17 protein-coding genes are annotated in these 22,906 nt (G+C 65.4%); 12 read left to right on the top strand and 5 right to left on the bottom strand.

Translation table 11 applies throughout. The features are described 5' to 3' along the window. Positions 1–19: 19 nt before the first annotated feature. Entirely contained in the window at positions 20–559 is a 540-nt protein-coding gene (locus CUJ90_RS04740) for an META domain-containing protein (RefSeq protein WP_114163438.1), read from the bottom strand. Between the two features lie 260 nt (positions 560–819). Here CUJ90_RS04740 and purT point away from each other — a divergent pair, with 260 nt between their 5' ends. The 6 genes from purT (at position 820) to CUJ90_RS04775 (ending at position 8,153) form a co-directional block, all read left to right on the top strand. Next, entirely contained in the window at positions 820–2,034 is a 1,215-nt protein-coding gene (purT, locus tag CUJ90_RS04745; RefSeq protein ID WP_114162094.1) for a formate-dependent phosphoribosylglycinamide formyltransferase, read from the top strand. An 85-nt stretch (positions 2,035–2,119) separates the two neighbouring features. Then, positions 2,120–2,368, top strand: a complete 249-nt coding sequence (locus tag CUJ90_RS04750) for a DUF6726 family protein (RefSeq protein ID WP_244219973.1) — start codon at positions 2,120–2,122, stop codon at positions 2,366–2,368. Positions 2,369–2,461: 93 nt separating this feature from the next. Continuing rightward, the gene (locus CUJ90_RS04755) at positions 2,462–2,830 is read left to right on the top strand and encodes an MliC family protein (protein ID WP_083085257.1); all 369 of its coding nucleotides are present in this window, start codon (positions 2,462–2,464) and stop codon (positions 2,828–2,830) included. 256 nt (positions 2,831–3,086) lie between these two features. Next, positions 3,087–4,739 carry an acetolactate synthase large subunit gene (locus CUJ90_RS04760; protein ID WP_114162095.1) on the top strand — a complete coding sequence of 551 codons (1,653 nt, stop codon included), beginning with the start codon at positions 3,087–3,089 and terminating at the stop codon, positions 4,737–4,739. A gap of 136 nt (positions 4,740–4,875) precedes the next feature. Beyond that, positions 4,876–6,312 carry an aldehyde dehydrogenase family protein gene (locus CUJ90_RS04765; protein ID WP_114162096.1) on the top strand — a complete coding sequence of 479 codons (1,437 nt, stop codon included), beginning with the start codon at positions 4,876–4,878 and terminating at the stop codon, positions 6,310–6,312. A 377-nt stretch (positions 6,313–6,689) separates the two neighbouring features. Further along, on the top strand, positions 6,690–8,153 hold the full coding sequence (locus tag CUJ90_RS04775) for a DEAD/DEAH box helicase (protein WP_114162097.1): 1,464 nt from the start codon (positions 6,690–6,692) through the stop codon (positions 8,151–8,153). A gap of 30 nt (positions 8,154–8,183) precedes the next feature. Here the strand turns inward: CUJ90_RS04775 and gluQRS are convergent, their stop codons facing one another. Together gluQRS and CUJ90_RS04785 are read right to left on the bottom strand one after the other, a co-directional pair. Continuing rightward, on the bottom strand, positions 8,184–9,080 hold the full coding sequence (gluQRS, locus tag CUJ90_RS04780) for a tRNA glutamyl-Q(34) synthetase GluQRS (RefSeq protein ID WP_114162098.1): 897 nt from the start codon (positions 9,078–9,080) through the stop codon (positions 8,184–8,186). 250 nt (positions 9,081–9,330) lie between these two features. Continuing rightward, positions 9,331–10,194 (bottom strand): sulfurtransferase, encoded by an 864-nt coding sequence (locus CUJ90_RS04785; RefSeq protein WP_114163440.1) that lies wholly within the window; start codon positions 10,192–10,194, stop codon positions 9,331–9,333. A gap of 395 nt (positions 10,195–10,589) precedes the next feature. Between CUJ90_RS04785 and dnaE the strand changes: the two genes are divergently transcribed. Further along, on the top strand, positions 10,590–14,180 hold the full coding sequence (gene dnaE, locus CUJ90_RS04790; protein ID WP_114162099.1) for a DNA polymerase III subunit alpha: 3,591 nt from the start codon (positions 10,590–10,592) through the stop codon (positions 14,178–14,180). A 40-nt stretch (positions 14,181–14,220) separates the two neighbouring features. Here dnaE and CUJ90_RS04795 read toward each other — a convergent pair whose 3' ends face one another. Further along, positions 14,221–14,982, bottom strand: a complete 762-nt coding sequence (locus tag CUJ90_RS04795; RefSeq protein ID WP_114162100.1) for a glycosyltransferase family 2 protein — start codon at positions 14,980–14,982, stop codon at positions 14,221–14,223. Between the two features lie 351 nt (positions 14,983–15,333). Between CUJ90_RS04795 and msbA the strand changes: the two genes are divergently transcribed. The 5 genes from msbA to CUJ90_RS04820 all read left to right on the top strand — a co-directional run bounded on the left by msbA (position 15,334) and on the right by CUJ90_RS04820 (position 22,459). Beyond that, positions 15,334–17,127, top strand: coding sequence for a lipid A export permease/ATP-binding protein MsbA (gene msbA, locus CUJ90_RS04800; RefSeq protein WP_114162101.1), 1,794 nt, complete (start codon positions 15,334–15,336; stop codon positions 17,125–17,127). A 127-nt stretch (positions 17,128–17,254) separates the two neighbouring features. Next, complete coding sequence (locus CUJ90_RS04805) at positions 17,255–18,337, top strand: glycosyltransferase family 4 protein (protein WP_083085554.1); 1,083 nt, start codon at positions 17,255–17,257, stop codon at positions 18,335–18,337. A 373-nt stretch (positions 18,338–18,710) separates the two neighbouring features. Next, positions 18,711–19,838: a glycosyltransferase family 9 protein gene (locus tag CUJ90_RS04810; protein ID WP_114162103.1), complete on the top strand. Its 1,128-nt coding sequence runs from the start codon at positions 18,711–18,713 to the stop codon at positions 19,836–19,838. Beyond that, on the top strand, positions 19,838–21,142 hold the full coding sequence (locus CUJ90_RS04815; protein ID WP_114162104.1) for an O-antigen ligase family protein: 1,305 nt from the start codon (positions 19,838–19,840) through the stop codon (positions 21,140–21,142). The genes CUJ90_RS04810 and CUJ90_RS04815 overlap by 1 nt, the downstream gene beginning before the upstream one ends. A 63-nt stretch (positions 21,143–21,205) precedes the next feature. Next, entirely contained in the window at positions 21,206–22,459 is a 1,254-nt protein-coding gene (locus CUJ90_RS04820; protein ID WP_114162105.1) for a glycosyltransferase, read from the top strand. 38 nt (positions 22,460–22,497) lie between these two features. Here CUJ90_RS04820 and CUJ90_RS04825 read toward each other — a convergent pair whose 3' ends face one another. Next, positions 22,498–22,791, bottom strand: a complete 294-nt coding sequence (locus CUJ90_RS04825) for a hypothetical protein (RefSeq protein ID WP_083085242.1) — start codon at positions 22,789–22,791, stop codon at positions 22,498–22,500. Between the last annotated feature and the right edge of the window lie 115 nt (positions 22,792–22,906).

The raw sequence follows: 22,906 nt of genomic DNA on the forward strand, positions 1-22,906 counted from the left end.
GCGCTTCGCGCGCGGCCGGTCATTTGGCGGCGCGCTCGAACGTCAGCGTGTCGCCGTTGTCGAGCACGAGTTGCATCTGCTGCGGCGCGCGCATTTGCACGCCAGTGCGCTCGATGTGCGTGAGCGCGTTCAGATACGCGCTTTCGATCTGGCCGCCCGGCGTCGCGCATGCCATGCGCGTGCCGCCCAGCGTGCCGAAGCTCAGCTTGCCGTCCTTCAGCGCATACGAGCCCATGTAGCGGTTGCAGCCGGAAAAGCCGCTGACGTGGCGCTGACCGGTGGCGGTCGAGAGCGTGAGCGTGATCGGCCCGCCCCGATCCGCGGACGGCACCGCGCGCGCCGTGCCGTCGGCCTGTTTCCAGCCGGCGAGCACCCAGCTCGTGTCGTCGAGTAGCTGCGTGGCGGCGGGGTTGAACGGATCGGGCGCCGGCGCTTCCGAGTCGGGGTGTTTCGGGATCGCACAGGCGCTCAATAGCGCGGCGACGCTCAACGCGGCGATGGCGGTGCGCGCATACGGCGCGAAGCGCGCGGCACGTCGCGCGGAGGAGCTTTGGAGCATGGCGTCGTTCCTCTTCAAACTGGCGAAGGCGTAAGGGTAACGCACTCGGCTCGCCGCGCGCGAGCGCGCCGGCGTGCGCAATGCTGATCGAGCGCATCCGATGCGTTTGCTCGACCCCTGCGCGAACGAACGCGCGGGCGAGCCGCGTGTGTTCGGGCGTTCGGGGCGGGGTCGCGCATGGGGGTGTGCATCGGGGTGCGCATGTTAACATCGTGGTCTCCCCATTCCCACCCTCATCCGACTTTTTATCTGGAGACCCCATGCAGATCGGCCAACGGATCGGCACGCCCCTTTCTGGTTCCGCCACGCGCGTGATGCTGCTCGGCGCCGGCGAGCTCGGCAAGGAAGTGATCATCGCGCTGCAACGGCTGGGCGTCGAGGTGATCGCCGTCGACCGTTATCCGAATGCGCCGGGTCACCAGGTCGCGCACCGCTCGCACGTGATCGACATGACCGACCGCGCCGCGCTGCGCGCGCTGGTCGAGCAGGAGCGCCCGCACCTGATCGTCCCCGAGATCGAGGCGATCGCCACCGACGCGCTCGCCGCGATCGAAGCCGACGGTCTCGCCGAAGTGATCCCGACCGCGCGCGCCACGCAGCTCACGATGAACCGCGAAGGCATCCGCCGTCTCGCGGCCGAGGAACTCGGCCTGCCGACCTCGCCCTACGCATTCGCCGATTCGCTCGACGAACTGCGCGCGGGCATCGCCAAGGTCGGCTATCCGTGCGTGGTAAAGCCGGTGATGTCGTCGTCGGGCAAGGGGCAGTCGGTGCTGAGAAGCGACGCCGACGTCGAACCCGCATGGCAATACGCGCTGGCGGGCGGCCGCGTGAATCATGGCCGCGTGATCGTCGAGGGCTTCATCGACTTCGACTATGAAATCACGCAACTCACTGTGCGCGCGATCGATCCGGCGAGCGGCGAAGTCAGCACGTATTTCTGCGACCCGATCGGCCACGTGCAGGTCGCGGGCGATTACGTCGAATCGTGGCAGCCGCAGCCGATGAGCGCGCTCGCGCTCGAACGTTCGCGCGAAGTGGCGCACGAGGTGACGGCCGCGTTGGGCGGGCGGGGCCTGTTCGGCGTGGAACTTTTCGTGCGCGGCGACGACGTATGGTTCTCGGAAGTGAGCCCGCGTCCGCACGACACGGGGCTCGTCACGCTGTGCTCGCAGCGCTTCTCGGAGTTCGAGCTGCACGCGCGCGCGATCCTCGGTTTGCCGGTGGATACGTCGCTGCGGGCGCCGGGTGCGTCGGCGGTGATTTACGGCGGTCTCGACGAAGCGGGCATCGCGTTCGAAGGCGTCGGCGCGGCGTTGGCCGTGCCGAACGCCGATCTGCGGCTCTTCGGCAAGCCGGAGAGCTTCGTCAAGCGCCGCATGGGCGTGGCGCTCGCCACCGGCGAGAACACGGACGAAGCGCGCTCGCGCGCGAAGCAGGCCGCGGCGGCGGTGCGGCCGGTGTCGGCGAAGTAGGCCGCGGCAGGCATGCCGTCATGGCCGGCTCGCCGCGCAACCTGAATCATTGCAGCCCAGCGCAGTTCATGGAGCAGAGGCAAGTATGACCCCGGAATCCCGCATTCCCCGCATTCCCCGCATTCCCCGCAGTCCCGGTAACGACGCGCAACGCGGCAGCGTCGGCCGGATCGGCGCATTCGGCGTGCTGGTCGCGTTGTCCTTCGGCATGACGGGGTGCGGTCTCGCGGCTGCGCCGTGCCGCGTCGCATCGGCCGGCTTGAAGATCGTGCCGCTCGTCGGGCATGTCGCCGCGGTGCCGACCGACGCGTGCGCCGAGGTGATTGATCCATAAGCGGTTCATTGGCAATCGTCAGGCCCGCGCCTCGCGCCGCGACAGACGGCATGCCGCCTGGCACGATAAGCAAAAAACCAATCGAGGTACCCAATGAAGAAATGGCTGGTTGCGGTAAGCACGGCAGCGGTTCTCGCGGCGCTGTGCGGCAATGCATGGGCGGCGCCGTTGGCTCTCGCCGAGACTCGGACCAAGAACCGTCAGACGCATAAATACACCTGCGCCACCGGCAAGATTCTGCAAGTCACATACTGGAACACGGCGAACGGCCAGAGTTTCGCGCTGGTCCCCGTGAAGGGCCAGCAACTGCTTTTCGTCAACACGTTATCGGCTTCCGGCGCGAAGTATCAGGCCGGCAGCTACACCTGGTGGACCAAGGGTCCGCGCGCGGACCTGTACGACGCGATGGACGGCGAGAACGCGCCGCCCATGATCTCCGACTGCATCACCATCAATCGCTGACCCGATGCGGCGGCCGCGCTCGAACCGCACCGCCGCCCGCCTTGCCTGCCCCTGCCTTGCGGCGCTGCCAGTCGGCGCACATCATTTCCCATCGAGTAGTAAGCTGTCCGGCATGGCGTTAGCCGTTGCGTCGTGCCATGCCGCGCGCCGCCCGCGTGAGCGTCGTCGTGTTCCCGCGCGCTCCTTGCGCCTCTGCTTCACGTCCCTTGGCGGCCGGGCTGACGGCCCGCCTCCGTTTCATCAAACGAGACCCTCCATGAAAGCATCCGACCTGTTCGTCAAATCGCTGGAAGCTGAAGGCGTCGAGTATGTGTTCGGCATTCCCGGCGAGGAAAATCTCGATCTGCTCGAATCGCTGCGCCGCTCGAAAATCCGTCTGATCCTCACGCGCCACGAGCAGGCGGCCGGCTTCATGGCCGCCACTTACGGGCGTCTCACCGGCCGCACCGGCGTGTGTCTCGCCACGCTCGGCCCCGGCGCGACCAACTTCGTGACCGCCGCCGCCTACGCGCAACTGGGCGGCATGCCGATGCTGATGGTCACCGGGCAAAAGCCGATCAAATCGAGCAAGCAGGGGCATTTCCAGATCGTCGACGTGGTGCGGATGATGGAGCCGCTCACCAAGTACACGCGGCAGATCGTGTCGATCGGCAATATTCCGGCGGCGGTGCGCGAGGCGGTTCGTCAGGCGGAAGAAGAACGGCCCGGCGCCACGCACCTCGAATTGCCCGAGGACGTCGCGCACGAAGAGGGCGACGGCAAGCCGATCCCGAAGAGCTACAGCCGCCGTCCGGTGGCCGAGGAAAAGGCGGTGGCGCACGCGGTCGAGGCGATCACGAACGCGAAGCATCCGTTGCTGATGATCGGCGCGGGCGGCAACCGCAAGACCACGACCAGGATGCTGCGCGAATTGGTCGACCAGATCGGCATTCCGTTTTTCACGACGCAGATGGGCAAGGGCGTGATCGACGAATCGCACCCGATGTGGCTCGGCAACGCCACGCTCTCGGACGGCGACTTCGTGCACCGCGCCATCGAGCACGCGGACTGCATCATCAACGTCGGCCACGACGTGATCGAGAAGCCGCCGTTCTTCATGCGCAGCGGCGAGGCGGGCGAGAAGACGGTGATTCACGTGAACTTCCTCGGCGCGGAGGTCGATACCGTGTACTTCCCGCAGATCGAGGTGGTCGGCGACATCGCCAACGCGGTGTGGCAGTTGAAGGAAAGCCTCAAGGCGCGCAAGGAGCATTGGGACTTCACGCGCTTCAAGGAGATCAAGCAGCACTTCGAGGAGCATCTCGTGAAAGGCCAGCACGACGACCGCTTCCCGATGTACCCGGTGCGGATCGTCAACGACGTCTACGAGACCACGCCCGTGGACGGCATCGTGTGTCTGGACAACGGCATGTACAAGATCTGGTTCGCGCGCTACTACCGCGCGCACGAACCGAATTCGCTGCTGCTCGACAACGCGCTGGCCTCGATGGGCGCGGGCTTGCCTTCCGCGATAGCGACCAAGATCGTGCATCCCGACCGCAAGGTGATGGCCGTGTGCGGCGACGGCGGCTTCATGATGAACTCGCAGGAACTGGAAACGGCGGTGCGTCTGAAGCTCGATCTGGTGATCCTGATCTTGCGCGACGACGCGTTCGGCATGATCCGCTGGAAGCAGGAGAACATGAATTTCCCCGACTACGGCATGACGCTGCGCAACCCGGATTTCGTCGCGTATGCCCAGAGCTATGGCGCGCAGGGGCATCGGATCGAATCGGCGGCGGAGTTCGCGCCCCTGCTGCGCGAATGTTTCGCGACGCCCGGCGTGCATGTGATCGACCTGCCGATCGACTATTCCGACAACGAGCGCGTGTTGAATCGCGAGATCAAGCGGCTCTCCGCGCAACTGTGAGCGGTTGGGCGAACCGCTGGCCGGTTTCGCATCGGGTGTGAAACGAGCGTGAATTGAGCGCGGCTGAATGGCGGCAGGGCATGAACGTTTGGCTTCGTTGCTCCTGTTAGCCGGATGCCGCAAAGGAGAACGCGTCATGTTGCAGAAAACTTACCCCTACTACCTCGCCAACGAAGCGGTTGCCGCGAACACCGATCTCGACGTCACCGATAAATTCAGCGGCGAAGTGGCGACCCGCGTGGCGATGGCCGACGCCGCCGCGATCGACAAGGCGATCGGCCACGCCGTCGACGCCATGCCCGCGCTGCGCGCCTTTGCGCCGTTCAAGCGCCAGGCGGTGCTCGAACATTGCGTGAAGCGGTTTCGCGAGCGCTACGACGAACTGGCGCTCGCGCTGTGCATCGAAGCCGGCAAGCCGATCAACGACTCGAAGGGCGAAGTCACGCGCCTGATCGACACGTTCAAGGTGGCCGCCGAGGAGGCGGTGCGCATCGACGGGGAAATCGTCAATCTGCAGATTTCGCCGCGCGCAAAGGGCTATCACGGTTACGTGAAGCGCGTGCCGATCGGTCCGTGCTCGTTCATTTCGCCGTTCAATTTTCCGTTGAATCTGACCGCGCACAAGGTCGCGCCGGCGATCGCCGCGGGCGTGCCGTTCGTGCTGAAGCCGGCGAGCCGCACGCCGGTCGGTGCGCTGATCATGGGCGAGATTCTGGCGGAAACCGACTTGCCGAAAGGCGCGTTCTCGATTTTGCCCGCGCATCGCGACGGCGCCGATCTGTTCACCACGGACGAACGTTTCAAGCTGCTGTCGTTCACCGGCTCGCCGGCGGTGGGTTGGGAACTGAAGAAAAAGGCCGGCAAGAAGAAGGTGATTCTGGAACTCGGCGGCAACGCCGCCGCGATCGTCGACGGCGATCAGGGCGGGAAACTCGACTACGTGGTCGAGCGGCTCGCGTTCGGCGCGTTCTATCAGTCGGGGCAGAGCTGCATCGGCGTGCAGCGGATTCTGGTGCACGCGAAACTTTATGAGGCGCTGCGCGAGAAGCTGATCGCCAAAACGAAATCGCTGGTAATGGGTGATCCGAAGGACGAAAAGACCTTCGTCGGGCCGATGATCTCGGAATCGGAGTCCAAACGCCTCGCCGGCTGGATGGAGAGCGCGGTGCTGGCGGGCGCGACAATCGTCGCGGGCGGCAAGGTGGAGGGTGCGATGTTCGAGGCCACGCTGCTTGAAGGCGTTGGGCGCGACACCGATCTGTATCGCAAGGAAGCTTTCGGGCCGGTGGCGATTCTGGAGCGGTTCGACGATTTCGACTCGGCGCTCGCCACCGTCAACGACAGCGACTTCGGCCTGCAAGCCGGCGTGTTCACCGATTCGCTCGCTCACGCGCATCGCGCGTGGGACCTGCTCGAAGTGGGCGGCGTGGTGATCAACGACGTGCCGTCGTTCCGCGTCGACAACATGCCCTATGGCGGCGTGAAGGATTCGGGACTCGGCCGTGAAGGCGTGCGTTACGCGATCGAGGATATGACCGAGCTGCGCCTGATGGTGATGCGTGAAACGTGGTGAACCGCGATGCCGGCACGCACGGCGAAATCGGCTGTCACGCCACTGTCGCCTGCGCGAACTACGCTCGCCAGCGAGGGGTGCCGCCATCCGGCAGGGCGCCGCGCCAGGCGCGTACGAGCAGACCGGCGGCTGGGCCGTCCGCCGGCTTTTGCCCCGTAAGCAGAAAGCCGCCCCATGCGCCATGAGTGTTTTTGCTGGAGTGCTACAATACCGGCCTTTCCGGCGGGTGTTTCCGCCGGCCGGAGCCGGCCGCTCTTTTCCCGCAATATCGACGGGTCCCGTGCGGAACGCCGTGGCTCCGCCTTCATCCTGATGCCCTCTGCGGTTCCGACCGCTGCCGCGCGCACGCGCCAAGCGCATTTTTAGCGAAAGCCACCATGTCCGACACAGCCGTCACGCCCAGCACTGCGACTTTTGATCAATTCGGCCTCGCGCCCGACATCCTGAAAGCCGTCAAGGAATCGGGCTACACCATTCCCACGCCGATTCAGGCGCAGGCGATTCCCGTCGTGCTGGCCGGCCGCGACGTAATGGGCGCCGCGCAGACCGGCACCGGCAAGACCGCGAGCTTCTCGCTGCCGATCATCCAGCGTCTGTTGCCGCAGGCCAGCACGAGCGCATCGCCCGCCCGCCATCCGGTGCGCGCGCTGATCCTCACGCCGACCCGCGAACTGGCCGACCAGGTCGCCGCGAACGTGCAGTCCTACGCGAAGCACACCGCGCTGCGCAGCGCCGTGGTGTTCGGCGGGGTCGATATGAATCCCCAGTCGGAGCAACTGCGCCGCGGCGTGGAAATTCTGATCGCCACGCCGGGCCGTCTGCTCGATCACGTGCAGCAGAAAACCGCCAACCTGGGCCAGGTGCAGATCCTCGTGCTCGACGAAGCCGACCGCATGCTCGACATGGGCTTCCTGCCGGATTTGCAGCGCATCCTGAACCTGCTGCCGAAAGAACGTCAAACGCTGCTGTTTTCGGCCACGTTCTCGGGCGAGATCAAGAAGCTCGCGGCAACCTATCTGCGCGATCCGCAGACGATCGAAGTCGCGCGCAGCAACTCGACCGCGACCAACGTCACGCAAATCGTGTTCGAGGTTCCCGAGGGCGACAAGACCGGCGCGGTCGTTCAATTGATTCGCGAGCGCAGCCTGAAGCAGGTGATCGTGTTCTGCAACAGCAAGATCGGCGCGAGCCGTCTCGCGCGCAGCCTCGAACGCGACGGCGTGATCGCGACCGCGATTCACGGCGACCGCTCGCAAAACGAGCGCATGCAGGCGCTGGACGCGTTCAAGCGCGGCGAAATTGAAGCGTTGGTCGCCACCGACGTGGCGGCGCGCGGTCTCGACATCGCGGAACTGCCCGCGGTGATCAATTTCGATTTGCCGTTCAATGCGGAAGACTATGTGCATCGGATCGGCCGTACCGGCCGGGCCGGCGCTTCCGGCGACGCGTTGTCGCTGTGCAGCCCGAACGAGCGCAAGCAGCTTGCCGATATCGAGAAGCTCATCAAGCGGCCGCTGGAAGTGCAACGCCTGACCGTGGATACGCCGGTGCGGCATCACCACGAAGAGCGCGCGCCGCGCCGTGAGCGCAGCGAGGTTCGTGACGAGCGCGGCGGCCGCCGGCGTTCGGGCGCTCCGTCGGGCTCGTTCGATCGGCCGCATCACCATCGCGTGCAGCCTGTGGACGATTTCTTCCTCAAGCCGTATGAGCCGTCGCCCGCTTCGGTTCGCAAGATCGAGGAGGCCGATGCGGCTTCCGCCGCTCCGCAGAAGACGTCTGCGAAGCAGCCGCTGGCTGCGTTGCTGGGCGGCTTCGGCATGCCCAGGAAGTCGTCGTCCTGAGCGGCTGCGGCTTCGAAACCCGCATCGCGTTTACTTGCTTACGCTCATTCGCACGCGCATGCGTGCTGCCCATGCCGCCGTTGCCGCGGTATAAAACCCCTCCAGTGTCCCAGGGGCCTGGCCGCTCAGGTCGAGTCCCAGATGGCGAGCCGCCGCGATCAGCGCTTCGAGCGGTTTGCCGGCATCCAGCGCCTGCGCCCCGTTTTGCTTGCTGAGTTTTTCGCCCTGGTCGTTCGTCACGACCGGCACGTGCAGATACTCGGGCGTCGGCGCGCCAAGACAGCGCTGTAAATAAATCTGCCGCGCGGTTGAATCCATCAGGTCCGCGCCTCGCACGATGTGGGTGATGCCCGCGTCCGCGTCGTCGACTACCACCGCCAGTTGATAGGCCCATTGGTCGTCCGCGCGTTTCAGGACGAAATCGCCGACCTCGGTAGCGAGGTTCTGCGTCTGCGTGCGCTGCCAGCGATCTTCGAACGTGATCACGGCGGCCTCGCCGTCGGGCACGCGCAGGCGCCACGCGCGCGCCGGTTTGCCATGCAGACCGTCGCGGCAGGTGCCGGGGTAGGCGAGCGTCGTGTTGCGCGCGTGCGCGTGCAACAACGAGTCGGCGATTTCCTTGCGCGTGCAGCCGCAGGGATAAACCAGGCCGCGGGCTTTGAGTTGCTTCAGCGCCTGCTCGTAGCGCGCGATGCGTGTGCTTTGCCAGATCGGCGGCTCGTCGGCGTGCATGCCGAAGCGTTCGAGGGTCGCGAGGATGTCCCTGGCGGCGCCTGGAACCGTGCGTGGGCGATCGATGTCCTCGACGCGAACGAGCCATGCGCCGCCATGCGCGCGCGCGTCCAGCCAACTCGCGAGCGCGCTGACCAGCGAGCCGAAATGCAGCGGCCCGGTGGGCGACGGTGCGAAGCGTCCGCGATAGGTCATGGCTCGGATCGGTGGTTACGGTGAAAGCGCGGAACGACGTATTGCGTTGCCAGTGTGCGCCGGAAATGGCGGCAAGTTCGCATGGCGCGGACGGGTTTGAGATCAATGGGCACGCTGAAGGCGCCGCCGCAGCCTGAGCACAATGAGCCGCGCTTTCCACGATCGTAGGGTTGGAGCCGCCGCGTGACGTGCTGTCCAAGGCCGGCATTCGTCGCGCCTCGCGACGATGGCGCGGGGCGCGACGCAGCCGTCATGCGGCGCGCGCCGCCTTGCTGTCAGGATGACATGCCGGGCAGGTCTTGCCCGCGACGTACATTGGCGACGCCTGCGCCTCGGGCGGCACCACGGCGCGGCAGCCGAAGCATTGCACGGTGGCGGTGGGTCCGAGTTGCGGATTCAGCGCGGTGCGGTAGTCGAACACGAAGCAGTCGCCGTGATAGTGAGCGCCGCCCACTTCCTCGAAATACTTCAGGATGCCGCCTTCCAGCTGATACACGTTCTCGATGCCGACTTCCTTCATGTGGATCGCCGCCTTCTCGCAGCGAATCCCGCCGGTGCAGAACGACACGACCGTTTTGCCCTCGAGATCGGCGCGGTTCTGCTCGATCACTTCAGGAAACTCGCTGAATTTCGTGATGCGGTAGTCGAGCGCGTTGTCGAACGTGCCGACGTCGACTTCGAACGCGTTGCGCGTGTCGAGCATCACGACCGGACGGCCCTGATCGTCGTGGCCGCGATCCAGCCAGCTTTTCAGCGTGGGCGCGTCGACGAACGGCGCGCGGCCGAGCTCCGGACGGATCGCCGGTTTTTTCATCGTGATGATCTCGCGCTTGAGCTTGACCAGCATGCGGCGAAACGGCTGCTTGTCCGAGAGGCTTTCCTTGAATTGCAGATTCGCGAACTTGCCTTCGAACAGCGCGTCGTGACGGATGTAGTCGATGAACGCGTCCGCGGCTTCGCGGCTGCCGGCGACGAACAGGTTGATGCCTTCCGGCGCCAGCAGAATCGTGCCGCGCAGGCCGAGCGCGTTGCAGCGCTCGGTGACGAACGGGCGCCATGCGGCGGTGTCTTCGATGGTCGCGAAGTGATACGCGGCGAGATTGACGATGCTCATGTGTGTCCAGCGGTAATCAGTGGCCGGCGCCGTGGAAAACGGGGCGCATGAAGGCGCCGGCATCTGAATGCCATGCGGCGCGGCCATGTCGAATGGGGAAACTCGTATTATCCCTCAAGCCGGGGCTGGGCTCGACTCTGCCGAATGGCCAGGCGGTTGCGATAGCGCAAGGCGCGCGCGAACTTGCAGCGGTTTGCCCGCTCCGCTGAGGGACGCATTGCGGTTTTGCCGCAGCTTGTCCGTGACGAGCGAGCGGGCCGCGCCGCTTCCGTGTAGGCGCCGAAACCGGTCAGCGGCCCGCAGAACACCCGCGCAGGCCGTTCCCGAATTCGCGCCCTAAGCCGAACGGCTAACGCGCGCTTTTGGCCTGAAAACTCCGGAATGGTGGAGTTACAATGTCGCCCATGTCAGATCCCCGCTTCGTTCATCTCCGCGTCCACTCCGAATTCTCGATTGCCGACGGCATCGTGCGTCTTGACGACATCGTCAAGGCGGCTGCCAAAGACGGTCAGGGTGCGCTCGCTCTCACCGATCTCGGCAACGCGTTCGGCCTCGTCCGTTTCTATAAGGAAGCCCGCGGCAAAGGGGTCAAACCCATTGCCGGCTGCGACGTCTGGATCACCAATCCCGACGACCGCGACAAGCCTTCCCGTTTGCTGCTGCTGGTGAAAGACCGGCGCGGCTACCTGAATCTGTGTGAGCTGCTCAGCAAGGCGTCGCTCACGAATCAGTATCGCGGCCGCGCCGAAATCGAGGCCGGCTGGCTCGAATCCGGCCTGGGCGAAGGCTTGCTCGCCTTGTCCGGCGCCCAGCAAGGGGATATCGGTCTCGCGCTCGCTGCGGGTAACGAGGAAGCGGCGAAGCGCAACGCGTTGCATTGGGCGAAGGTGTTTCCGGGCGGCTTCTATATCGAGTTGCAGCGTTGCGCCCAGCCGGGCGGCGAGCAGTATGTGCGGCAGGCCGTCACGCTCGCCGCGGCGCTGAAGTTGCCGGTGGTCGCCACGCATCCCATGCAGTTCATGACGCCGGACGACTTCACCGCGCACGAAGCGCGCGTGTGTATTTCCGAAGGCGACATCCTTGCTAATCCGCGCCGCCAGAAGCGCTTCACGCCGGAACAGTATTTCCGCACCCAGCAAGAAATGGCCGCGCTGTTCGCGGACATTCCGTCGGCGCTCGCCAATACCGTTGAAATCGCCAAGCGCTGCAACCTCACGCTGGAACTCGGCAAGCCCAAACTGCCGCTGTTTCCCACGCCCGACGGCATGTCGCTCGACGACTACCTCGTGCATCTGTCGAAAGAGGGCCTTGAAAAGCGCCTCGAGCAGTTGTACCCGGACCCCGCGGAGCGCGAAGCGCAGCGCGAAACGTATTACCAGCGCCTCGAATTCGAGTGCGGCACGATCATCAAGATGGGCTTTCCGGGCTACTTCCTGATCGTCGCGGACTTCATCAACTGGGCGAAGAACAACGGCGTGCCGGTCGGGCCGGGCCGGGGCTCCGGCGCGGGCTCGCTGGTCGCCTACGCGCTCGGCGTGACCGACCTCGATCCGCTGCGCTACAACCTGCTGTTCGAACGTTTCCTGAATCCTGAACGGGTGTCGATGCCCGACTTCGACATCGACTTCTGCCAGCACGGCCGCGACCGCGTGATCCAGTACGTGAAGGAAAAGTACGGCGCGGACGCGGTGTCGCAGATCGCCACCTTCGGCACGATGGCGGCGAAGGCGGCGGTGCGCGACATCGGCCGGGTGCTCGATCTGGGCTACATGTTCACCGACGGCATCGCCAAGCTGATCCCGTTCAAGCCGGGCAAGCACGTCACCATCGCCGACGCGATGAAGGAAGAGCCGCTGTTGCAGGAGCGCTTCGACAACGAAGACGAAGTGCATCAGCTGCTCGAACTCGCGCAGCGCGTGGAAGGCTTGACGCGTAACGTCGGCATGCACGCGGGCGGCGTGCTGATCGCGCCCGGCAAGCTCACCGATTTCTGCCCGCTCTATACGCAGGGCGACGAAAGCGGCGTGGTCAGCCAGTACGACAAGGACGACGTCGAAGCGGTCGGCCTGGTGAAGTTCGACTTTTTGGGTCTCACCACGCTGACCATTCTCGACTGGGCCGAGCGCTATATCCGCCGTCTCGATCCGTCGAAGGAAGACTGGTCGCTCGCGCAGGTGCCGCTCGACGACCCCGCGTCGTTCTCGATCCTGAAGAAAGCGAATACGGTCGCCGTGTTCCAGTTGGAAAGCCGCGGCATGCAAGGCATGCTGAAAGACGCGCAGCCCGACCGCTTCGAAGACATCATCGCGCTCGTCGCGTTGTACCGTCCGGGCCCGATGGACCTGATCCCGAGCTTCTGCGCCCGCAAGCACGGCCGCGAAGTGGTGGAGTATCCCGATCCGCGCGTGGAACCTGTTCTGAAAGAGACCTACGGCATCATGGTCTACCAGGAGCAGGTGATGCAGATGGCGCAGATCATCGGCGGCTACTCGCTGGGCGGCGCCGACCTGCTGCGTCGCGCGATGGGCAAGAAGAAGGCCGAGGAAATGGCCGAGCACCGCGCGCTGTTCCGCGAAGGCGCCGCGAAGAATGGCCTGACCGGCGAGAAAGCCGACGAAATCTTCGACTTGATGGAGAAGTTCGCGGGTTACGGCTTCAACAAGTCGCACGCGGCCGCGTATGCGCTGCTGGCGTACTACACCGCGTGGCTCAAGGCGCATCATCCGGCGGAATTCATGGCGGCCAATATGTCGCTCGCCATGGACGACACGGAGAAGGTCAAGATCCTGTTCGAGGACTGTCTCGCGAACAAGATGGCGGTGCTGCCGCCGGACGTGAATCTGTCGGCGTATCGCTTCGAGCCGGTCGCGGAACCGGACGGCAAACGCTCGAAAACCATCCGCTACGGTCTGGGCGCGATCAAGGGCAGCGGCCAGAATGCGATCGAGGAAATCCTGCGTGCGCGCGAAGATGGTCCGTTCATCGACATCTTCGATTTCTGCAACCGTGTCGACCGCCGCATCGTCAATCGCCGCACGATGGAAGCATTGATTCGCGCCGGCGCGTTCGACACCTTGCATGCGAATCGCGCGCAACTGATCGCATCCGTTTCGCTCGCAATGGAAGCGGCCGAGCAGGCGAGCGCCAATGCGATGCAGGCGGGTCTGTTCGACATGGGCGACGCGCCGTCGCAAGGTCACGAACTGGTCGATGAACCGGAATGGCCGGAAAAGAAGAAGCTGCAGGAAGAGAAGGCCGCGCTCGGCTTCTACCTGTCGGGCCATCTGTTCGACGCGTACAAGAACGAGGTGCGCCGCTTCGTGCGCCAGAAGATCGGCGAATTGAAAGAAGGTCGCGACAAGCTGGTCGCGGGTGTGATCGCGTCGCTGCGCACGCAGATGACCCAGCGCGGCAAGATGCTGATCGCCGTGCTCGACGACGGCACCGGCCAATGCGAAGTGACGGTATTCAACGAGATCTTCGAAGCGCACAAGCAGTTGTTCAGGGAAGACGAACTGCTGGTCGTGCAAGGCCAGGCGCGCAACGACGCATTCACCGGCGGCATCCGCTTCACCGTCGATACGGTGATGGATCTCGGCCGCGCGCGCTGCCGTTACGCCGAGGCCGTCAAGGTGCAGATGAACGGCAACGCGGACGCGCTGGCGCTGCGGCGCGTGCTCGAAGCGCATAGCGCGGACAAGGACGAGCCGCAAGCGGCCGCGGCCCCGGCGGCTTCATCGCGAAGCGGCGGCGGCAATGGCAACGGCGGCGGCCGTAACGGTGGCGGATATGGCGGCGGCGACAATGGCCGTCAGCGGCAGGCGGTGCAGATTCCGAACGGGCTTGCCGTGCAGGTGGTGTATCGCAGCCAGAACGCCGAAGGCGCCATGCGGTTGGGCGACGCCTGGCGCGTGAAGCCGACCGACGAATTGCTCGCTGCGTTGCGCGGCGAGTTCGCGGGAAGCTCGATCGAGATCGTTTATTGACGTGGCTTGCCCGCGCGGCTTAGCGGGCCAAGCCGGTCTTTCACAAGGGCTTGTCGTTTCCCAGGCGCGCCAGCTTCAAAAACCGGTAGTACACCGTTTCCGCATTGAACACCGCGATCATGAAGCCGGCGCGGCCGTCCAGAAAGCCGCGCCGTAGCACATAGGTCCGCACGAACGCCCAGGCGCCGCGCCCGAGCGCCTTGCCGAAACTGCCGCGCTTGCCCGCCGCATGGCGTTGTTGCGCGCCGGCTGTCGAATAGGCGTCGAGTTTGCGCAGCACGCCTTCGAAGTCCTCGTAGGAGTAGTGCATCAGCTTGCCGGTGAGGCGCTGCGCCGGCGTGTCGAATACGAGGCGCTCATGCACGAGGTCGTCGGAGAAACGCGCGGCGCCCCGTTTGAACAGACGCGGAATCCAGTCGGGATACCAGCCGCTGTGATGAATCCAATGACCGCAAAAGCTCGACAGGCGATCGACCGCATAGACGTCGGCGGTGGGCGCGGCGAGCGCCGCGCGGATTGCCGAGGCCAGCTCCGCCGAGACGATTTCGTCGGCGTCGATCGAGAGAATCCAACGGGTGGTGAGCGCGTCCACGGCGCGGTTCTTTTGCGGGCCGAAGCCCGGCCAGTCGGTTTGTTGGAGTACACGGGCGCCGTGCGCGCGGGCGATGTCGGCGGTGCCGTCGGTGCTGCCGCCGTCGATCACGACGATCTGATCGGCGAAGGCCACGGCTTGCAGGCATTCGGCCAGCCGCGCCGCCGCGTTTTTGGTGATGATGGCGACGCCGAGGGTGGTTTCTTGCATACCTGGAATGCGTGGAGAGGGGCGAACGTTGGAGCGAGTCGGACAAGCGTGGCGCAAGTATACACAGCGCGACACAGCACGATACATAGCGCGGCGCCCGCGGGCACGGGCCTGGGGGCTCGCGGCCCGACACCACGTCACGCTTCGCGCCAGCCCCCATCCAGGGCCAAAGCTCACCCGGCGCGAAGCTTCACCACTGAAGCCAAGCCTCACCCCCCGATCCGCGCAATCGGGCCGATCCCTATCGGTGGCCGTCATCCTCAAGCGTTTACAATGCTTCTTTTTTGATATTCCGCGCGGCAGGCGTTCGGCCCAGCGCGCGGTTGCCGTTCCGCATTCCCAGAGGATTCCTTGAGCGCGAAGCCTACGTTGAGCAAACCCATCGGTTCAGGTGAGGCATCGTCGCCTGCCGTCGTCTTGCGGCGTTTGTGGCCGTATATCAAGCCGCTCATCTGGGTGCTGACCGGCGCGGTGGTCGCGATGGCCGTCAGCGCGGGCACCGACGCCGCGATTCCCGCGCTCCTCAAGCCGCTGCTGGACAAGGGCTTCGGCGCGCACGCCAACGACAACGCCAAGTGGCTCGTGCCGATCGCGGTGGTCGGCCTCGCGCTGATACGCGGCCTGTCCCAATACGCATCCGGCTATCTGCTCGCCTACGTGTCGAACAAGATCCTGCTCGAACTGCGCCTGAAGATGTTCGACCGGATGATTCACACGGGCGTCTCGTTCTTCCAGCGCGAAACCGCGAGCACGGTCATCAATGCGATCGTCTTCGAGGTCAATCAGATCCTCAACGTGCTGCTGAGCGTGCTCGTCACGCTGGTGCGCGATTCGCTGACGGTGCTGTTCCTGCTCGGCTATCTGTTCTATCTGAACTGGCGTCTGACGCTGATCGTCGCGGTGCTGCTGCCGGGCATCGGCTGGCTGGTGAGCAAGATCAACCGCCGCTTGCGGCGCCTGAACCGCGAGCATCAAATGCTCACCAACGAGCTGTCGTACATCGTCGAGGAGACGGTGGGCGGCTATAAGGTCGTCAAGGTGCACAACGGCGAGCAGTACGAGATCGACCGCTTCACGTCGATGAGCAAGCGCCTGCGCGGCTACGCGATGCGCATGACGGTCTCGGGCGGCCTCGCGCAACCGTTGACGCAGTTCCTCGCGTCGATCGCGCTTGCCGTCGTGATCACGATCGCGGTGGTGCAGTCGTCGTCGGACCAGACCACGGTCGGCGGCTTTGTCGCGTTCGTCACGTCGATGCTGCTGATCATCTCGCCGCTGAAGCATCTGATGGACGTGAACCAGCCGCTGCAACGCGGCATGACGGCGTGCGAGCTGATCTTCGGTCTGATCGACGAACCCTCCGAACCGGCGGGCGGCGGCAAGACGCTCGAACGCGCGCGCGGCGAGGTCGAATTCCGCGAGGTGTCGTTCAGCTACGGCAGCAATGCCACGCACAAGCGCCACACGCTCGACAAGGTGTCGTTCAAGGTCGCGCCGGGCGAGATGGTGGCGCTCGCGGGCCCGTCCGGCAGCGGCAAGACGACGCTGGTCAATCTGCTGCCGCGCTTTTTCGATCCGACCGGCGGCGAGATTCTGGTCGACGGCGTGGCGCTGCCGGAATACGGCCTGCACGCGCTGCGCAGCCAGATCGCGATGGTGAGCCAGGACGTCGTGCTGTTCAACGACACCGTCGCCAACAACGTCGCGTATGGCCAGGCAGCCGATTCGTCAAAGGTCGAGGCGGCGTTGCGCGCGGCCAACCTGTGGGACACCGTCGAGGCGATGCCCAGCGGTATCGAGACGCTGGTCGGCGACAACGGCATGATGCTCTCGGGCGGTCAGCGGCAGCGCCTGGCGATCGCGCGCGCGATCTACAAGGACGCGCCGATCCTGATCCTCGACGAAGCCACCTCGGCGCTGGATTCCGAGTCCGAACGCCACGTGCAGGCGGCGCTGGAAACGCTGATGAAAGGGCGCACGACGCTCGTCATCGCGCACCGCTTGTCGACCATCGAGCGCGCCAACCGCATTCTGGTGATGGAGGCGGGGCGCATCGTCGAGAGCGGCAGTCATCGTGAACTGCTGGCAAAAGACGGGCTCTATGCGCATCTGCACCGCATCCAGTTCCAGCAGAACGCGGCGTGAGCGTGTCGGGCCACTATCGACCCGCGCGGCCGACATGCGGCGTGTCGCGGGATAAAGCCAGCCTCGCTTCGGGCTCGCGGCATTCAATCCACATTTCCCCGGCGCTCCTCGCGCGTTTCTTTGCATGATGAAAATCGGAGTGTCCAGTAATGCGCTGAAACACAGCGGCGGCCTCGAGCGGTATGCAATGGACCTGGTGCGGGGCTTTGCCGCTGCCGGCATCGAACTGGCGTTCTTTGCGCGCCGCTTCGACATGTCGTTGCCGGAGGCGCGCATGGTCGAGCCGCATCGTATCCGCGTGTCGTTTCTGCCGGGCAAGCTGCGCGAGCGCTGGTTTTCGTGGCGGCTGCGCCGGGCGCGCCGCGCGGCCGGCGTCGACGTGCTGATCGGCTGCAACCGCGTCGACTCGTCCGAGATTGCGATTTGCGGCGGCACGCACCTCGGCTTTCTGCGCGCCACCGGACGTGCGCCAAAGCGCTCGGACCGCTGGCAGATCGCGCTGGAGCGGCGCCAGTACGAACGGGCGAGCGTGATCGTCGCGCACTCCCAGTTGATGCACGACGAGTTGCGCGAGCTGTATGGCGTGGATGAGCAGAAAATCCGCGTGCTGTACCCGCCGGTCGACGGCGCGCGCTTCGCCCCGATCGACGCGGCCCAACGCATGGCGCTGCGCCGCAGGTTCGGATTCGCCGACCATGAGATCGTGCTGCTCTTTCCGTCCAGCAGTCATGAGCGCAAGGGCTTGCCGCTGATCGAAGCCGCCTTGCGCGACACCGCCTTGCCGGTGGTGCTCGCGGTCGCGGGACGGCCGCCCGAGCACACCTCCGCGCGGGTGCGCTACATCGGCTACGTGAAAGATATCGAGGACGGCTACCGCGCCGCCGATTTCACGATTCTCGCGTCGAAATACGAGCCGTTCGGGCTGGTCGGTGTGGAGTCGGCCATGTGCGGGACGCCGGTGATTCTGCCGGCGAGCGTCGGGTGCTGCGATGCGATCGCGCCGCACGCCAAGTTCGTGTTCGCTGCGGGCGATGTCGCCGACTTGCGCGCGACGCTCGAGCGCGCGGTGCGAGGGCGGCTCACGATTCAGCAATCCCAACCGCGATGGCAGTCGGAACTGGCTCGCGACGCCGTGCTTTACGACACGAGCGTCGCCGGCCACGCCGACGCCTTGCTTGCTCTGGCAACGCATATCCGCGGCGCAAATTGACAGCGCATGCGCGCGGCGGCGCGGGCTTGGCGCGCACCCGTCATGGTCGCGCCAAGCCGCGCCGGTTCTACGTTCCAGCCATCGTGCATGATATAGTTTCGGGTTATAAAAGCATGGGTCTCAGCCCTGACCGACTACTCAATTGTCTTCACTGCGCTTCCAATGTCGGGGTGATTCGGCGGGTGCCGCAAGGCGCGCAGCGTCTGACTGCTCCGGTGGTGCCGTGTGCGGTTCGAAGGCATGGGAGCGGAAGTCAACGACAAGAATACCGTTGGAGATTCTTCATGGGGAACACGACCTCGAGTCGGCCGGCGCATAGCCCGTTTGCGGTCGGAACAAACGGAATAAACGGAATAAACGCGCCGGTCACGCGATGAGCCGACTATCCGGGCGTATTCGCATCTTCGGGCGTGCGCTTCCGCGCTTCGCGCTGAAACCGTGGCGTCGCAAGCCGGTTTCCGTGCAGCGTATTCTCGTTGCGCACCATCTCCTGCTCGGCGATACGTTGCTGCTAACACCGCTGCTTGCCAAGCTGCGCGTCCGCTATCCGAATGCCGAACTCGTTCTCGCCTGTCCGAAGGCGATCGTGCCGCTTTATGCGGGGCGCCCTTTCGGTGTGATCGCTTTGCCGTTCGACCCGCGCGACGTCGCGACGGTCAAGGGGATGCTCGATTCAGGACCGTACGACCTCGGCTTCGTGCTGGGGGACAATCGGCACAGCTGGCTTGCCATGGGCGCCGGTTGCCGCTGGATCGTCGCTCACGCCGGCGACGTGCCCGCGTGGAAAAACTGGCCGGTCGATGAGCCGGTCGCGTATCCGGCAACGCCGGCCGCGTGGGCCGATCTCGCGGCCGAACTGGTGGACGGGCCGCCGCCGGCGCGTTATCGGCCGTCCGATTGGCCCGCGCCCCGGCACGCGGCATTGCCCGATGCCGATCTGCTTACGCGGCCTTACGTCGTCCTGCATCCGGGCGCGAGCACCGCGGTGAAGCGCTGGCCCGACGCGCGCTGGCGCGAGCTTGCTGAGCGCATCGCGGCGCTCGGCTGCGTGCCGGTCTGGAGCGGCGGTCCCGGCGAGGCTGAATTGATCCGCGACATCGACCCCGATCCCGGTCATCCCAATCTCGCGGGACGGCTCGGCCTCGGCGAACTCTGGCATCTGTTCGCCGGGGCGAAAGCGGTCGTGTGTCCCGACACCGGCGTCGCGCATCTAGGCCGCCTGGTCGGCGTGCCGACGGTTGCGTTGTTCGGTCCCGGCAACGCACGGATTCACGGCGCGGGCGATTACTGGAGCGAAGTGCCGTTCCAGCCGGTTACGATTGCGGAGATGCCATGCCGCGATCAGCCGTTTATCTTTCGGCGCGAGATTGCATGGGTTCGGCGGTGCGACCGCGATTCGACCACCTGCGTCGCATGGAACGGCGACCACGCGGACTGCATGGGCCGCATTTCGGTGGAATCGGTGTACCGCGCATTACACAATGTTTTGATGGGAGCTTAATGACTAACACGTTCGCGCGCGTCGAGCGCGTTTTGTGGATTGCGTGTCCGGTCATCCTGTTCGCGGTGATGTTCGGCCATATGACGGCTATCGTGTTCAACGCACTCGCCCTGCTGGCGCTCGGTACGCTCGCGGCGGCGTGCTCGTCCGAGCGTCCGCCCATGTGGCGTTGGCCGCTGTTCCTGCCGATCGCCGGCTGGGCGTTGTGGGGGCTTGCGTCCGTCGCGTGGTCCGCTTATCCGGCGGTCAGCATCCACGCATGGTGCGATGAAGTGCTCTATCCGCTGGTGTCGTTCTGGGGTTTCTGGCTACTCGGCACGAAGACCCCGCACGTCAACCGCTTCGTCCTGATCAACTGGATCGCATGCGTGCTGCTCGTCGGGATCAGCGCGGTCTACTGGGGGCATTTGCAGCCGCCCACGCCGAGTACGTTTCCGCTGCATTTTTATAATCGCGTCGGTCACACCAGCACGCTCGCGGTGTTCGCGATCGCCTTGTTCTGCGGTGTCCTGTTGCGTCCGCGGTGGTGGCCCGTGGGCGTGGCCGGTCTCGTGTTTTGCCTGTTCATCGGACTCGCCACGCTCAATCGCTTCTTCTGGCCGGCCGCGGCGGCCACGCTGCTGGTGGCGCTGTTTCCGCTGTATCGGCGGCATATCGTGCTTGCGCTGCTTGCGTTCGTGGTGGTCGGGGTGGCGACCGTCGGCACGCTCGAGTACAGCGCGCGGCTGCGTTTGAGCGACGCGCAGGGCGCGGCGGCCACACGCGATATCGCCATCGAGGGCCATCAGGTTCCGCTTCCCCAGGCGTTTTCGAGTATCGGCGACACGGTGTCTGCCGATACGCGCCCGAAGCTGTGGGCGTTCTACACCTCGGAAGCGAAGCGTCACAAGTGGATCGGCGTCGGCTTCGGCAAACCGTTGCCGGGCATGGTGTACCGCAACGAGATGCCGCAGAACCTGCTGGCGATCGAACCGCAGGCCCTCACGCATGCCCATAACCTGTTCATGAACACCTGGCTGCAGACGGGCGTGGTGGGCGTCGTCCTCGAGACGGTGTTGCTGTTGTGGCTCGTGGGCGCGTTCTGGCGCACGCGAGGCGGCGACCCCTGGTTGTGCGCGGCCGGCATCGCGCTGGTGGCCGGCATGATCGCCAAGAACACGACCGACGACTTCATGTGGCAAACCACCATGCTGGCGTTCTGGTCGTTCGCCGGTCTGTTGCTGGGCAGCGCGCAGCGGCGCGGCGGCCAGGGCACCGCGGCGGGGCCCGCGTCGCGCGACGTATTTCGCGGGGCGTCCCGATAGCGGCCGGGCGCGCGACCCGGTTCATCACCGTTGAATTCATCCGGTCAGGATGCGGGGCACAGCATGAAATACGAGAGTGAAGACGATGGCCCGGATCAGATCGATCCGCCGCGCCGCATCCTGTTTCACATCAACGACTTCGGCAAGGGCGGCACGGAGACATCCTTGCTCGCCTGGCTCAAGGTGCTCGACCGGCGGCTCTTTGCGCTGAGCCTTTCGGTCACTTATCCGACCGAGGAACTGGCGTTCTGGCGCGCGCAGGGCATTCCCGACGACGTGCCTGTTCACGTGCTGGCGTCGTCGCGGTGGATGTACGCGTTGCACGGCGCACAGCGCCAACGGAAACTGAATGTGCCGCTCAAGCTGTTGCACAAGGCGCTGACCTACTGTCTGATCCGGCCGCTCGCCGCGAACCGCTTTCGCCGCCTGGCGGGCGGCCATGAGATGGTCTGCGACTTCGACTTTTCGTTGCGGCATCTTGCGGGCAAGTACGGCGTGCCGTGGTTCGGCGTCAGTCATTTCAGTCTTGCCACGCGCCTTGGCGGCAAGAGCAGGCGCTATGTCGCTCGCCGTGTCAGACACTATGCGCGCTACGACGCGATTGCGGTTCTCACGCCCGACATGTTGCGCGAGGCGCGCGACCTGTTTGCCGGCCAGCCTTCGCATGTGGCGGAACTCCCCAATGTGATCGACGTGGAATCGCTGCGGCTGAAGGCGCGTCCGTCGATCGAGCGGCCGGCGGAGTCGTTCATCGTCTCGGTGGCCCGGCTCGACGAAGGGCAAAAAGACCACAAGACCCTGCTGCGCGCGTTCGCGCAGCATCGCGCCAAGCGACTGCGGCCGGTCGACCTCGTGCTGATCGGCGAGGGCCGCGACCGCGCCGCGCTGGAGGAACTCGCGCGAGAACTCGGCATACGCGAGTCGGTGCACTTTTTGGGTTTCCGCGCGAATCCGTTTCCCTATATCCGCGCGGCGGAAATGCTGATCCTGAGCAGCCGCTACGAGGGCTTCGGCATGGTGCTGGGCGAGGCGATGGCGCTCGGCACGCCGGTGATTTCGACCGATTGCCCGACCGGTCCGCGCGACCTGCTCGAAGGGGGCAAGGCCGGCTTGCTGGTGCCGCCGGGCGACGTGGACGCACTGGCTCGCGCGATCGAGCGCCTGCAAACGGATACCGAATTGCGTCAAACGCTGGTGCGTCGTGCACACAGGAAAGTGGCGACCTTCGCGCCTGAGAGCGCGAACCAGCGCATGCTGACGCTGGCGCGGCGGATTTCCCCTCGCAGCCGGCCACCCGTGCCGGCTGCCGCCGACTGAACGCCTTCCGGTTCCGCGACGGGCGGCGCGTTCGCCCGCTACACGCCGCCGGTCACCAGCGAGAGCACCGACAGGTCCGGGTGCGTGCCGTCGACGATGCTGCGCCCCGCATGCACGGCTTCGTAGCACGCGTCCTCGATGCTGGCGAACGACTCTTCGCCGTCGGCATGAAACGGCACCGCGTGACCCGGAATCGCCGGGTCCGCGCCGGGGTGGCACACATAGCCGATGTAGGTGAAGCGGCCGTCATCGGGTTGCTTCGGCCGGGGCGATACGTGGATTTCGAATCCTTCGTACTCGACCATCTGCCAGGTGGCTGTGTTATCGGACATGGCTTATCTCCGTGCGAGCCGTGCGGATGACGTGTGCGCTGCTAGCGCGTTGCCGATGGACATCATCGTCGGTCCGTCACGGTGCTGGCGATTGATTTCCGCGGCACGCCTGTCA

Origin of the sequence: Paraburkholderia terricola, assembly GCF_003330825.1 — a bacterium.
Classification (GTDB): domain Bacteria; phylum Pseudomonadota; class Gammaproteobacteria; order Burkholderiales; family Burkholderiaceae; genus Paraburkholderia; species Paraburkholderia terricola.

Coding starts and splice junctions, on each gene's coding strand:
- CUJ90_RS04825 (WP_083085242.1), bottom strand. CDS start 22,791: ATGTCCGATAACACAGCCACCTGGCAGATGGTCGAGTACGAAGGATTC.
- CUJ90_RS04760 (WP_114162095.1), top strand. CDS start 3,087: ATGAAAGCATCCGACCTGTTCGTCAAATCGCTGGAAGCTGAAGGCGTC.
- CUJ90_RS04820 (WP_114162105.1), top strand. CDS start 21,206: ATGAAATACGAGAGTGAAGACGATGGCCCGGATCAGATCGATCCGCCG.
- CUJ90_RS04815 (WP_114162104.1), top strand. CDS start 19,838: ATGACTAACACGTTCGCGCGCGTCGAGCGCGTTTTGTGGATTGCGTGT.
- gluQRS (WP_114162098.1), bottom strand. CDS start 9,080: ATGACCTATCGCGGACGCTTCGCACCGTCGCCCACCGGGCCGCTGCAT.
- CUJ90_RS04795 (WP_114162100.1), bottom strand. CDS start 14,982: ATGCAAGAAACCACCCTCGGCGTCGCCATCATCACCAAAAACGCGGCG.
- CUJ90_RS04740 (WP_114163438.1), bottom strand. CDS start 559: ATGCTCCAAAGCTCCTCCGCGCGACGTGCCGCGCGCTTCGCGCCGTAT.
- CUJ90_RS04805 (WP_083085554.1), top strand. CDS start 17,255: ATGAAAATCGGAGTGTCCAGTAATGCGCTGAAACACAGCGGCGGCCTC.
- CUJ90_RS04750 (WP_244219973.1), top strand. CDS start 2,120: ATGACCCCGGAATCCCGCATTCCCCGCATTCCCCGCATTCCCCGCAGT.
- CUJ90_RS04775 (WP_114162097.1), top strand. CDS start 6,690: ATGTCCGACACAGCCGTCACGCCCAGCACTGCGACTTTTGATCAATTC.
- CUJ90_RS04810 (WP_114162103.1), top strand. CDS start 18,711: ATGAGCCGACTATCCGGGCGTATTCGCATCTTCGGGCGTGCGCTTCCG.
- CUJ90_RS04785 (WP_114163440.1), bottom strand. CDS start 10,194: ATGAGCATCGTCAATCTCGCCGCGTATCACTTCGCGACCATCGAAGAC.
- CUJ90_RS04755 (WP_083085257.1), top strand. CDS start 2,462: ATGAAGAAATGGCTGGTTGCGGTAAGCACGGCAGCGGTTCTCGCGGCG.
- dnaE (WP_114162099.1), top strand. CDS start 10,590: ATGTCGCCCATGTCAGATCCCCGCTTCGTTCATCTCCGCGTCCACTCC.
- purT (WP_114162094.1), top strand. CDS start 820: ATGCAGATCGGCCAACGGATCGGCACGCCCCTTTCTGGTTCCGCCACG.
- CUJ90_RS04765 (WP_114162096.1), top strand. CDS start 4,876: ATGTTGCAGAAAACTTACCCCTACTACCTCGCCAACGAAGCGGTTGCC.